Source organism: Curtobacterium sp. BRB10, assembly GCF_031844325.1.
In the GTDB taxonomy this organism is placed as follows: domain Bacteria; phylum Actinomycetota; class Actinomycetes; order Actinomycetales; family Microbacteriaceae; genus Curtobacterium; species Curtobacterium poinsettiae_A.
The window spans coordinates 596857-608660 of the sequence record NZ_JAUZVA010000001.1; the positions used below are offsets into that span (position 1 = coordinate 596857).

At 70.8% G+C, this 11804-nt stretch carries 12 protein-coding genes and 1 tRNA gene; 6 read left to right on the top strand and 7 right to left on the bottom strand.

Annotated features, from left to right (window positions below):
* Positions 1-83: 83 nt before the first annotated feature.
* The 5 genes from Q9R26_RS02980 to Q9R26_RS03000 form a co-directional block, all read right to left on the bottom strand.
* Positions 84-701 (bottom strand): response regulator transcription factor, encoded by a 618-nt coding sequence (locus Q9R26_RS02980; RefSeq protein WP_311226497.1) that lies wholly within the window; start codon positions 699-701, stop codon positions 84-86.
* Complete coding sequence (locus tag Q9R26_RS02985) at positions 698-1723, bottom strand: ATP-binding protein (protein ID WP_311226498.1); 1026 nt, start codon at positions 1721-1723, stop codon at positions 698-700. The genes Q9R26_RS02980 and Q9R26_RS02985 overlap by 4 nt, the downstream gene beginning before the upstream one ends.
* 156 nt (positions 1724-1879) lie before the next feature.
* Positions 1880-1953: transfer RNA gene (locus Q9R26_RS02990), tRNA-Pro, on the bottom strand.
* A 93-nt stretch (positions 1954-2046) separates the two neighbouring features.
* Positions 2047-3003 (bottom strand): metallophosphoesterase, encoded by a 957-nt coding sequence (locus Q9R26_RS02995; protein WP_182066642.1) that lies wholly within the window; start codon positions 3001-3003, stop codon positions 2047-2049.
* Complete coding sequence (locus Q9R26_RS03000; protein ID WP_182066641.1) at positions 3000-5564, bottom strand: transglycosylase domain-containing protein; 2565 nt, start codon at positions 5562-5564, stop codon at positions 3000-3002. The genes Q9R26_RS02995 and Q9R26_RS03000 overlap by 4 nt, the downstream gene beginning before the upstream one ends.
* Positions 5565-5614: 50 nt before the next feature.
* Between Q9R26_RS03000 and Q9R26_RS03005 the strand changes: the two genes are divergently transcribed.
* The gene (locus tag Q9R26_RS03005) at positions 5615-5773 is read left to right on the top strand and encodes a DUF4177 domain-containing protein (protein ID WP_017888699.1); all 159 of its coding nucleotides are present in this window, start codon (positions 5615-5617) and stop codon (positions 5771-5773) included.
* Complete coding sequence (locus Q9R26_RS03010) at positions 5770-6231, top strand: RidA family protein (protein WP_182066640.1); 462 nt, start codon at positions 5770-5772, stop codon at positions 6229-6231. Before Q9R26_RS03005 ends, Q9R26_RS03010 begins: the two co-directional genes overlap by 4 nt.
* Before the next feature lie 78 nt (positions 6232-6309).
* Here Q9R26_RS03010 and acs read toward each other — a convergent pair whose 3' ends face one another.
* Positions 6310-8262, bottom strand: coding sequence for an acetate--CoA ligase (gene acs / locus Q9R26_RS03015; RefSeq protein ID WP_259579486.1), 1953 nt, complete (start codon positions 8260-8262; stop codon positions 6310-6312).
* A gap of 802 nt (positions 8263-9064) precedes the next feature.
* On the opposite strand from acs, the gene Q9R26_RS03020 reads away from it, so the two are divergent.
* The 4 genes from Q9R26_RS03020 (at position 9065) to Q9R26_RS03035 (ending at position 11464) form a co-directional block, all read left to right on the top strand.
* Positions 9065-9994 (top strand): CpaF family protein, encoded by a 930-nt coding sequence (locus Q9R26_RS03020; protein WP_182066647.1) that lies wholly within the window; start codon positions 9065-9067, stop codon positions 9992-9994.
* Positions 9991-10824 carry a type II secretion system F family protein gene (locus Q9R26_RS03025; RefSeq protein WP_311226499.1) on the top strand — a complete coding sequence of 278 codons (834 nt, stop codon included), beginning with the start codon at positions 9991-9993 and terminating at the stop codon, positions 10822-10824. The genes Q9R26_RS03020 and Q9R26_RS03025 overlap by 4 nt, the downstream gene beginning before the upstream one ends.
* 84 nt (positions 10825-10908) lie before the next feature.
* The gene (locus tag Q9R26_RS03030) at positions 10909-11148 is read left to right on the top strand and encodes a DUF4244 domain-containing protein (protein WP_311226500.1); all 240 of its coding nucleotides are present in this window, start codon (positions 10909-10911) and stop codon (positions 11146-11148) included.
* Between the two features lie 10 nt (positions 11149-11158).
* Positions 11159-11464 carry a TadE family type IV pilus minor pilin gene (locus Q9R26_RS03035; protein ID WP_311226501.1) on the top strand — a complete coding sequence of 102 codons (306 nt, stop codon included), beginning with the start codon at positions 11159-11161 and terminating at the stop codon, positions 11462-11464.
* A gap of 102 nt (positions 11465-11566) precedes the next feature.
* On the opposite strand, the gene Q9R26_RS03040 is transcribed toward Q9R26_RS03035, so the two are convergent.
* On the bottom strand, positions 11567-11758 hold the full coding sequence (locus tag Q9R26_RS03040) for a hypothetical protein (protein WP_311226502.1): 192 nt from the start codon (positions 11756-11758) through the stop codon (positions 11567-11569).
* Positions 11759-11804 lie beyond the last annotated feature (46 nt).

Genomic DNA, 11804 nt, shown 5'->3' on the forward strand with positions numbered 1-11804 from the left:
CTTCGTTCGTTCGCTTGGTGAGCAGAAATGGTCGGGTCGCCTGCGGGCACCCGACCATTCCTGCTCACGAAGTGGGGTGGGCCTCAGGCGAGCAGGCCCAGGCGCGTCGCTGCGGCGACCGCCCCGACCCGCGAACCGACGTCGAGCTTGCGGAACACGTTGTAGACGTGCCGCTTGACCGTGCCGATCGCGAGCTGCAGGTCCGCCGCGATCTCGGCGTTGGTGCGCGCGGCCGCGAGGAGCCGGAGGACCTCGAGCTCGCGGTCGCTCAACGGTGAGCCCGCTCGGGCCTCGGTCACCAGGTCGACGGGGAACGTGACGGGTGTCGCATCGGCGTGGGCTGCGCGGGCGATGCGGTCGACGAGTTCGCGGCTCGGGGTGTCCTTCGTCACGAAGTCGACCGCGCCGGCGTCCAGCAGCGTGCGGCGGAGGACCGCGTCCCGGTGCATCGTGAGCACCACCACGCGGATGTCCGGACGGGTGCGGCGGACCGTGGCGATCGTCGTCCGTGCCGGCGGGCCGTCCAGCTCGACGTCGAGCAGCAGGACGTCGATCGCGGGGGCTTCGGGGGAGTCGAGCACCTCCGACGGCCGTTCACCGTGCGCCACGACGCGGATCGTGGGGACCGCGGCCAGGATCGTGGCGAGTCCTTCGCGGAAGAGCCGGTGGTCGTCGACGATGGCGACGTGCGTGATGGTCACAGCGTGCCCCTCGGGATCGTCAGGCGGACGGTGGTGCCGGAACCGGGTGCGCTCTCGACGTCGAGTCGCGCGCCGATCACCGCGGCACGTTCGCGCATGGTCTGCTGCCCGAGGCGGCCGTCGGTGTCGCCCTGCACGTCGAAGCCCGGCCCGTCATCGGCGACCGTCACGAGCAACGTCGCGGGTGACCAGACGAAGCGCACCGACGTCGTCGAACCGGGGGCGTGCTTGACGCGGTTGGTGAGCGCCTCGAGCAGGATCGTCAGCGCTTCCTCGGCCTGCCAGTTCGGCAGGGAACCGGAGACACCGGTCGACTCGATGGACAGGAGATCATCGTCGGGGAACAGGTCGCGCACGTGCCGTCGGAGCGCGTCGTCGAGCAGTGCATCCCCGACCCGGGCGTGCAGGCTCACTGCGAGGTCCTGCACGTCGCCGAGTGCGCTCCGGAGCAACCGCGCTGCGTCGTCGAGCTGGTCGGCTCGTTCGTCCGCCGACGGGTCCGTCAGCAGGACGAGGTCGAGGCGCTGCAACCCGGCGAGGATGCCGTGGGCGACGCGGTCGTGCAGATCCCGCGCGATCTGCGTCCGGGAGTCCAGGTGCGCCGTGGTGAGGCGTTGGCGCAGTGCCTCCGTGTACGCGACCGCCCCGGCCGGGAACCGGCTCCAGATGCCGGCGTGCAGGGCCCTGGTGGCCCGCAGGACCTCGGCGGACGACGTCGCACCGACCTCGTCGACGAAGACCGGCAGGTAGGCGTCGAACAGCATCTCCGCCGCGAGCATGGCACCGGCAGGGTGCTGTGCGTGCTCGGCGTGCAGACTGCCGGTCGCGAGGTGCTCGGGGTCGAGGAACGCGTGGCTCACGACGCTGCCGTCGGTCCCCGCGGTGTAGCGCTCGTGGGCCTCGGCGATCATCGACGAGACGTTGTCGGTCAGGCTCTGCCCCAGCGCCGGGTCGTCCGCGATGTCGGGGAACTCGGCGGCGATCGCCGCGAGCACGGCGGCGAGGGGATTGTCGTTCTGCATGGCGCTTGCGAGCGTAGCGGGAGCGCCTGCTCGCGATGGGACAGGAACCGGCTGACTGGGTCGTGCGACCCATCGACGACCGAGATGCACCCGTGGAAAGCAGAAGGCCCCGGTTCCGGAGAACCAGGGCCTTCTTCGTACTGTCTCAACACAGTGTCGGGGTGACAGGATTTGAACCTGCGACCTCCTCGTCCCGAACGAGGCGCGCTACCAAGCTGCGCCACACCCCGCGGTGTGATCGCTCCGTACCGGAGCAACCAGACAATACTATCCGATGATCGGGGATGCTCACGACCATCCGGCGAACTCCCGGGCGCGTCGGCTCAGGAAGCCCGTGCAGTGAGAGTGACCACGACGGCCTCGGGTCGGCAGGCGAACCGGACGGGCGCGTAGATCGAGGTGCCGAGGCCCGCCGAGACCTCGAGCCACGACCAGTGGTTGCGGTGCTCCCACTTGTGCAACCCGCTCGCGTACCGGCGGGGGAGGTCGCTGTTCGTGACGAGCGCGCCGACCCCCGGAAGCGCCACCTGACCGCCGTGGGTGTGTCCGGCGAAGATGATGTCGGCACCCTGCGTCACGAAGGCATCGAGCACGCGACGGTAGGGCGCGTGTGTGACACCGATCGCGACGGGAGCGGGGCCGTCCTCGTCCTCGGACCACGGCACGTCGCTGCGCATCTCGTCGACGTTCGTGGGGAGCAGGTCGAGGCGGTCCCAGTCGCGGTGCGCGTCCGAGGTGCCGAACAGCTCGAACCGGGAGCCGCGGAGTTCGATCGCGTGCGCCTGGTCGTTCAGGTCGAGCCAGCCGAGCGACTCGAAGAACGCCGTTTGTCGGTCGATGTCGAGACCGACGGGCTCCGCAGCCTTGTGCATCCGGCTCGGCCCGGAGAAGTACTTCAGCGGGTTGCGCGGGGAGGGCCCGAAGAAGTCGTTCGACCCGTAGGCGAAGACACCGGGCACCCCGCGGAACGGCTCGAGCGCGTACTCCACGGCAGCGTTCGCGGTCGCGTGGCCGAGGTTGTCCCCGGTGTTCACGATGAAGTCCGGTTCGACCAGGCTCAGGTCGCGCAACCACTGCTGCTTGTCGGCCTGCCACGGGGCCATGTGGATGTCGGAGAGGTGCAGGACGGTGACGTCACGGGAGCCCGGCGGGAGCACCGGGACGGTCTCCCACCGGATCCCGAAGCGACGACGCTCGACGAGCGAGCCCCACGCTGCCGAAGCAGCCCCGACGGCCGCGCCGGCAGCGAGGACACCGAGTGCGGTGCGACCGCGGGTCACTTGCAGTCCTTGGGCGCCTTGCCGTTCTTGTCGCCGTAGAGCTGGATCGTCACGTTGTCGTTCTTGTTCGCCGTGGCGTTGATCGCCGGCTCGACCGCGGCGACCTTGCAGGTCTTGCCGCCGCCGCCCTTGGCGTAGCTGTCGGCGAGGTTGACGTTCGTGAACCCGGCGTCGTTCAGGGCCGAGCGGGCGTCCCCGAGGGAGTCGCCGCCGATCTCCGGGACGGTCGCCTGGGTACCGTCGGAGGTGTAGACGGTGACGCTCGAACCCGAGGACAGGAGCGCGCCCGCTGCCGGCGAGGTCGACAGGACCGACCCCGGGTCGCCAGGACCGGGGCGTGCACCGCCGTCGACGTAGGTGAAGCCGGCTCCCGAGACGGTCGCACGTGCTTCGTCCGCCGTCTTGCCCTGCAGGTTCGGCAGGGCCTTGGCGTTGCCGCGGAGCGCCGAGCTGTTCGGGTCGGTGAACGGGCCCGCCGGGTAGGTCGCGTTGATCGGGGTCATCGCCTGCTTCCAGACATCCGCACGGACACCGGCGTACGTGCCGTTCACCCCGTTGCTGTAGTGACGGAGGTTGTTCAGCTTGCCGTCCGTGTTGCCCTGCCAGTAGGCAGTCGCGACGCGCGAACTCGCGCCCACGAGCCAGATCTGGTTCGCGGTGTCCGTCGTGCCGGTCTTCGCGAAGAGCTGCGTACCGTCCGGGGTCTGGGCTCCACGCGCAGTACCGCTCGTGATCGTGCCCTTCATTGCGTAGACAGCTGCGTGCGCGACCTCGGGGTCGATCGCCTGCTTGCAGTCCTTCGTCTGGCCGCCGAGCTTCTTGCCGGACGGCGAGGTGATCTCGTCGATGGCGATCGGCTTGCAGTAGATGCCGTTGTTGGACACGGCTGCGTACGCGGCGGCCATCGTCATGGGTGCGATGTCGTTCGTCCCGAGGACCGCCGACGGGTTGTACTGCAGCTCGCCGCCGTCCGCGCGGTGCACACCGAGTGATTCGGCGGTGTCGCGGATGTCACAGAGGTCGAGCTTCTGCGCCATGTTCAGGAACGCCAGGTTGATCGATCCGGCGGTCGCTGCTGCAACGGTGTAGTTGCCGCTCTCACCCGGGCTGTCGTTCTTGGGGTTGTAGTCGCCCGCGTAGACGGGCTGTCCGCACGCGGTCCAGCCGGTCGACATGTTCCGCGGCGCACCGCTGACGACCTCGTTGAGACCGTGTCCGGCCTGCAGCCACGCGAGCAGGGTGAAGAGCTTGTACGTCGATCCCGTCTGGAAACCGCCGGAGTTGCCGTACTTGTAGTCGACGCTGTAGTTGATGCTCGTCGAAGTCGGCGCGGACTTGAGGGACTGGTCGTAGTCCTTGTTCTGCGCCATCGTGATGATGCGTCCCGAACCGGCCTCGATGGAGTTGAGCGTGGCGCCGAGGGCGAGGTTCGTCTCGGCCTTGTTGTCGTAGGTGTTGACGAGGCGCTTCTGCTCGGCGTTCAAGTCGATGTTCAGCGACGTCTGGATCTTGTAGCCGCCGTTCCGCCACGCGGTGTCACGTGCCTTCTGCGACGACCCGAGCTGGGACATCTCCTTGACGATCTTGACCGCGTAGTCGCAGAAGAACTGCGAGCCGTCGCCCACCGAGGCGCGGCAGCCCTGCGACGGCTGCGTCAGGTGCACGTAGTCCGCCGGCTTCGACTGGCGCGCCGTGCGGTACTCGGCCTCGGTGAGGTTCTTCTGGTCGTACATCGAACGGAGCACGACGTTGCGACGGGCGACGTTGGCGTCGTACTTCTTCGGGCTCGACAGGTTGCGCGCCTCGGGGTACTGCACGATCGCGATGAGCGACGCGGCTTCGGCCGGGGTCAGGTCGGTCGCGCTCTTGTTGTAGTAGTGCTGCGCCGCGGCCTGCACGCCGTAGGTCTGGTCGCCGAAGTAGGCGATGTTCAGGTAGGCGGTGAGGATCTCCTTCTTGGAGTACTTCTTCGCCAACCCGATCGCGAGCTTCATCTCCTCGAGCTTGCGGGGGATGGTCTGCTCGACGGCCTCGTTGTAGGCCTTGACCTGCTCCTTCTTGGTGGGGAGCTCGAGGGCTTGCTGCATCTTGATGTTGCGGACGAGCTGCATGGTCAGCGTCGACCCACCGCCGGACTCGCCGAGGCCGCCCGCGATGCTGCCCACACCGGCACGGATGAGCGAGGTCATGTCGACCCCGCCGTGGTCGTAGAAGCGCTTGTCCTCGCCGTCGATCGCCGCGTTCTTCAGCTGGTCGCTGATCTGGTCGAACTTCAGCTCTTCGCGGTTCTGGTCGTAGACCGTCGCGAAGTGCACGGACTTGCCGCCCGAGTACGCGTACAGCTCGTTGCGCTGCGGCAGGTCACCGATCTCGATGTACTCCGGCAGCGACTCGAACACACCGATCGTCGACGTCGTCGTGACACCGGCGACCGCGATGGCCGGGGTGACCCCGATCGTGACGAGCAGGCCGGCGAGGGCACTGAACCCGACGAATCCGATGAAGGCGCCGACTGCTGAGACGGGCTTGGTCCGCGAGGCAGACGTCTTCTGGGCAGACATAGGATGCAGCCTAAACGACACCCATGACTGAAAGGCTGGCAAGGAACCGCATGACTCGCTGGGAGTACTTCACCACGCCCCTGATGATCCACAACACCACCGCGATCCTCAACAACTACGGGGACGAGGGCTGGGAGTTGGTCCAGATCGTCACCGGCCCCGAGGGTGGGCTCGTCGCGTACCTCAAGCGCCCGAAGGCCGACGCATGAGCGTCGCGGACCGCCTCGCCGAGCTGGGGCTGACGCTCCCGCCGGTCGCCGCACCCGTCGCCGCCTACGTCCCCGCGGTCGTCACCGGTCAGTACGTCTACACGGCCGGTCAGCTGCCGTTCGTCGACGGCGCACTGCCCGTCACCGGCAAGGTCGGAGCGTCGGTCGACGCCGACACCGCCACCGCGCAGGCCCGCGTGGCCGCGCTCAACGCGCTGGCGGCTGTCGAGTCGGTCGCCGGCTCGCTCGACCGCGTCGCCCGGGTCGTCAAGGTCACCGTGTTCGTCGCGTCGGAGCCGTCCTTCACGGGCCAGCCCGGTGTCGCGAACGGCGCGTCGACCCTGGTCGGCGAGGTCTTCGGTGATGCCGGCGTCCACGCGCGCAGCGCGGTGGGCGTGGCGGTCCTACCGCTGGATGCTCCTGTGGAGGTCGAGCTGGTGGTGGAGCTCACCGCCTGACGGCGGCGACCGACGGAACGAACGTGAGCAGGGCCTCCAGTCCGGATCTGACTGGAGGCCCTGCTTCCGTTTCCGGGACTACATGAGTTCCGCGATGGTCGCCATGATCGTGGGGTCGGCCAGCGTCGTCGTGTCGCCGATGCGGCGGCCCTCGGCCGCGTCGCGCAGCAGGCGCCGCATGATCTTGCCGGAGCGCGTCTTCGGCAGTTCAGGGACGATGACCACTTGGCGGGGCTTCGCGATCGCACCGATGCGCTTGCCCACCCAGTTGCGGAGTTCGGTCGACGCCGATTCGCGGTCGACGTCGGCGGCGGCCTCGGCGGTCAGGATGACGTACGCGACGACCGCCTGGCCGGTGGTCTCGTCGGCGGCTCCGACGACGGCGGCCTCGGCGACGCCCTCGTGGCCGACCAGGGCGGACTCGATCTCGGCCGTCGACAGGCGGTGGCCCGACACGTTCATGACGTCGTCGACGCGGCCCTGGATCCAGATGTCGCCCTGTCCGTCGAGCCGCGCACCGTCGCCGGCGAAGTAGCGGCCGGGGAACCGCGACCAGTAGGTCTCGACGAAACGGTCCGGGTCGTTCCAGATCCCGCGCGCCATCGACGGCCACGGCTCGGTGATCGTGAGGTAGCCGCTCTCGCCCGGGTCGGCGCGGTTGCCGTCGTCGTCGACGATCTCGGCGACGATGCCGGGCAGCGGCGTCTGCGCGGCACCGGGCTTCAGCTTCGTGACGCCGGGCAGCGCGGAGATCATGATCGCGCCGGTCTCGGTCTGCCACCACGTGTCGACGATGGGCGTGCGGTCGTGGCCGATGACCTGGCGGTACCACTGCCACGCCTCGGGGTTGATCGGTTCGCCGACGCTGCCGAGCAGGCGGAGGGTCTCGAGGCTGCGCGCCTCCGGGATCTCGCGGCCGGCCTTCATCGCCGCGCGGACCGCCGTGGGTGCCGTGTAGAGGACGGTGACGCCGTAGGCGTCGACGAGGTCCCACCAGCGGCCGGGCTTCGGCTCGTCGGGCGTGCCCTCGTAGAGCACCTGCGTCACGCCGTTCGCGAGCGGGCCGTAGACGACGTACGAGTGCCCGGTGATCCAGCCGATGTCGGCGGTGCACCAGTAGACGTCCTTCTCCGGGTGCATGTCGAACACGTTCTTGTGCGTGTAGGCGGCCTGCGTCAGGTACCCGCCGGAGGTGTGCACGATGCCCTTCGGCTTCCCGGTCGTGCCCGAGGTGTACAGGATGAAGAGCGGGGTCTCGGCGGGGAAGGCTTCGGGCGTGTGTTCCGGGGCCGCCTTCGCGACCTCGTCGTGCCACCACAGGTCGCGGTCGTTCCAGGCGATCTCGTTGCCGCCGCGCTTGACGACCAGGACGTGCTCGACGCTGTCGGTGCCCTCGCCCTCGAGTGCCTCGTCGACCGCCGGCTTGAGCGCTGACACCGCGCCACGGCGCCAGCCGCCGTCCGCCGTGACGACGAGCTTCGCGCCGGCGTCCTCGATCCGGGCACGGAGGCTCTCGGCGCTGAACCCGCCGAAGACGACCGAGTGCACGGCGCCGATGCGGGCGACGGCGAGCATCGTGACGACGGCCTCGGGGATGAGCGGCAGGTACACGACCACCCGGTCGCCCCGGCCCACGCCGAGGTCGGTGAGCATGTTCGCCGCGCGCTGGACCTCGGCGGTCAGCTCCGCGTAGGTGATCCGGCGCGTGTCGCCCGGCGCGCCCTCGAAGTGGATCGCCACCCGGTCGCCGTTGCCCGCGCGGACGTGCCGGTCGAGGCAGTTCTCAGCGACGTTGAGCGTGCCGTCGGCGAACCACTTCGCGAACGGGGCGTCCGACCAGTCCAGGGTCTGCGTGAACGGGGTGCGCCAGTCGAGCAGGGAGCGGGACTGCTCGGCCCAGAACGCCTCGCGGTCTGCTGCTGCCGCGTGGTGCAGGTCCTCACCGGCGACCGCGTCTGCCACGAACTCGGGCGGCGGAGCGAAGGTCGCTCCGTCGTCGCCTCGGGGGTCGGTCTGGGTCGGAGTGGACATCGATGTCCTTTCGCGTCGTTGCGGCCTCTGGTGGCATCCGTCGTGGATGCGTGCGTGCATCCGTGGCGGGTGCGTGCGTGCATCCGGAGACTACCCCTCGGCCGGGTCGAGGCGCGGCACGCCCGGAGGTCGTGTCCGGGGTTGCCCTGGACGGCCGATCGTGGGGTACAGTAGTTCTCGCTGGACTCGTTTCCGGCGGCATCGAATCGGATTCCCCCCAATCCCTCGATGTCAAGGCGGCACCTGTTCCCCCCAACCGGTGCCGCCTCTTCTGTTTCCCGGGGTCCGACTCGAGCGATGGAGGCTCGTCGGGCTTCGCCGTGTGCCCCGATCCGCGCAGGGACGCCGGTCGCGTGGACAGACCGGTCCATGCTCGTGCATGCGTTCTGCATGTTGTTGCGGAGTGGGTGCTCTGCACAGTCCAGCGGTGGGAAGCGGGGGTGGTGGGCAACCTCGAGCGCGTCGGTGTCGCATCATCGACCGGGGTACGGCTTTCCGTTTCGGGGGACAAACCGGCCCGTTGGTCGGGCGTGCCGGACGCTGTCCACAGAAGTGGGGACCGTCTCGGCTGGCGGTTGATCTGCTCCCTACCGTCGGCGTCATGCCCTTGCACCGTGCTCCGCTTCTTCCCCGTGCGACGGCGTCCCCTTCGCCGTCGCCGTCGCTGTCCGCCTCGTCGCCATCGCACGTCTCGTCGCCACCCGCGTCGGCATCGCCTGCGTTCTCGACCTCGGCGCGGGCACATGCTCCGTCGGCCCCGTTCCTGCCCGGCGCAGCGCCTCCCGCTCGTCGCCGGGCGGCCGTGGTCGTCGAGTTCGAGGAGCTCGCCACCCTGGTGGCTGATGCCACCGTGACGGACGTCCTGGTGCTCGGTGGCGTCGGGACCTGGGTCGACCGCGGGACCGGACTCGAAGCCGTCCAGCCGCGACTGACCGAAGCACGTGCCCGCGAACTCGCGACCCGGCTCGTCGCGCTCGGCGGGCGCCACGTCGACGAGACCACACCGTGCGCGGACGTCCGGCACGGCGACGGCGTCCGGGTCCACGTCGTCCTCGCTCCGGTGTCCGTCGGGGGCACCGCGGTGTCGATCCGACTCCCGCAGGTCCAGCGACCCACCCTCGCCACCCTCGAACGCGGCGGGACCTTCGCGTTCGTGCCGCGTTCGGTCGTCGAGGACGCCGTCGCCGCGCGCCGGAACGTCCTGGTCACCGGTGCGACCGGCAGCGGCAAGACCACACTGCTCGCGGCGATGCTCGGCGCCGTCCCCGTCGACGAGCGGATCGTGACGGTGGAGGACGTCGCCGAGCTCCGGATCGCCCATCCGCACGTCGTTGCGCTCGAGGCGCGGCAGGCGAACGCCGAGGGGGTCGGCGCACTCGGCCTCGACCGTCTGGTACGTGAGGCGCTGCGGATGCGCCCCGACCGGATCGTCGTGGGGGAGTGCCGCGGCGCCGAGGTCCGCGAACTCCTCTCTGCCCTGAACACCGGGCACGACGGGGGAGCCGGCACCGTGCACGCCAACGGCATCGCCGACGTGGCCGCTCGCCTCGAAGCGCTCGGCGCGCTCGCCGGCCTCGGTGCCGAGGCGCTCGCCCGGCAGGCCGTCAGCGCCTTCGACCTGGTCCTGCACGTGGAGCGACGAGCGGGACAGCGGCGGCTCGGTGGCGTGGGCACCTTGCGCGTCGGCCCGGACGGGAGGCTCGAGGTGCGCCCGGTGGACGGGCTGCGGTGAGACGACCCACACCCGACGGCCCGGCGCGGGTGGCCGGGGTGCTCGACCGGGTTGCGACGCTGGTCGCAGCAGGGGTCCCGCCGCCACGGGCCTGGCGGCTCGTCGGTGGGCTGCCCGGGGCCGCGGCACCCGCCCACCAGGACATCGTCGTCGTCCTCCGCGTGGCGGACCGGACGGGAGCGCCCGTCGCGGAGACCCTCCGCGGGCTCGCCGGCGCGCTCCGACGCACCGCGGCATCTGACCGGGCGATCCGGGTCGCGCTGGCGGGCCCGCGGACGAGCGCGCGGGTCGTGCTCGCACTGCCGCTCTTCGGGTTGGGGCTCGGTGCGGCCTGGGGTGCCGGTGCCGTCGAGGTCCTGGTGGGTTCACCGGCCGGTTGGGCGTGCTCGTGCACCGCGGCGGCCCTCGTCCTGGCCGGGCGACGGTGGACCACCCGGCTGGTCCGTTCCGCGACCCCCGACGGCCGCGTCCCCGGGGCGCTCCTCGACGCCTGGGCCGTGGCGGTCGCCGGAGGCGGGTCGTGGACCGCCGCCGGGCAGGCAGTCGCCCAGGCGTCCGCGGGAGCCGCCCCGCCCGCCGGAGACCTGGACCGGCTGCGAGAGGTCCTCGACCTCGCCCGTCGGGCGGGGGTGCCCGCCGCGGGGTTGCTCCGCCGCGCCGCCGAGGACGTGCGCGACGAAGCCGCTGCCGAGGGGCTCGTGGCGGCGGAACGACTGGCCGTCCGACTGGTGCTGCCGCTCGGGGTCTGCGTCCTGCCGGCGTTCGTGCTCGTCGGGGTGGTGCCCGTGGTGGTCGGGGTCCTCTCCTCCACGGTGGGCGGGGTGGCGTGACCTCTCCACAGATGGCGCCGAGGCCGCTTCGTCGACACCCCAGCCCCGACACGCTGGTCCCACCCACCAGAAAGGAAGGGCTCTATGAGCACCACGTCATCCCCCGACCGCCGCACCCGTCCGGCCATCCGCCGCCGTCGCCCGCGTCCCCCCGTCGCCCGATGGTCGTCCCGGCTGCGGGACGACCGGGGATCGGCCACCGCCGAGTACGCGGTCGTCATCCTCGCCGCCGTGGCCTTCGCCGGTGTGCTCGTCGCCGTCATGCGCTCCGGCGAGGTCCAGACCATCCTCACTGACCTCGTCCGTGGCGCGCTGTCACTGTGAGCGCGGCTCGGTGACCGTCGAGTTCGCGGTGGCCCTCCCCGTGGTGGCGCTCGTGTTGACCGCCCTCGTCGCGGCCGTCATCGTCGTCGACGCGCAGGGCCGTCTGCAACTCGCCGCAGCCACCGCGGCCCGGGCGGTCGGTCGGGACGACGAGCGCCAGGGCCGGTCCGCGGCCGACCGGATCGTGCCGGGGGTCTCGATCGTCGTCCGGTCGGACGATGACATGGTGTGCGTCGACGCCACGCGCGGCGGGGCCGGTCCCTTCGCGGCGCTCCCGCTGACCGCGACGGGGTGCGCCCTGGCCCGAGGGGGCTGACGTGACGAGTTCCGACGGTCAACGCGGGTCGGCGACCGTCCTGCTCGTGGCGGTCCTCGGCGTGGGTGTCCTCGTCGGGTCGTCGGCGCTCGCCGCAGCCGGTCACCGGACACAGGCCGTCCGCGCCCAGGGCACCGCCGACGCCGCCGCCGTGGGCACCGCCGCGGCCGCCACCGGACTGGTACCGGGGGAACCGTGTGCGATCGCCACCCGGATCGCCAGGGCGAACGGGGCCATCCTCGACGCCTGCCAACTCGTCGCCACCACGGCCCGGGTCCGCGTGGTCGTGGGCACGGGTCCGTTCGTCGTCGACGCAGTCGCGGTGGCCGGTCCGGCAGGC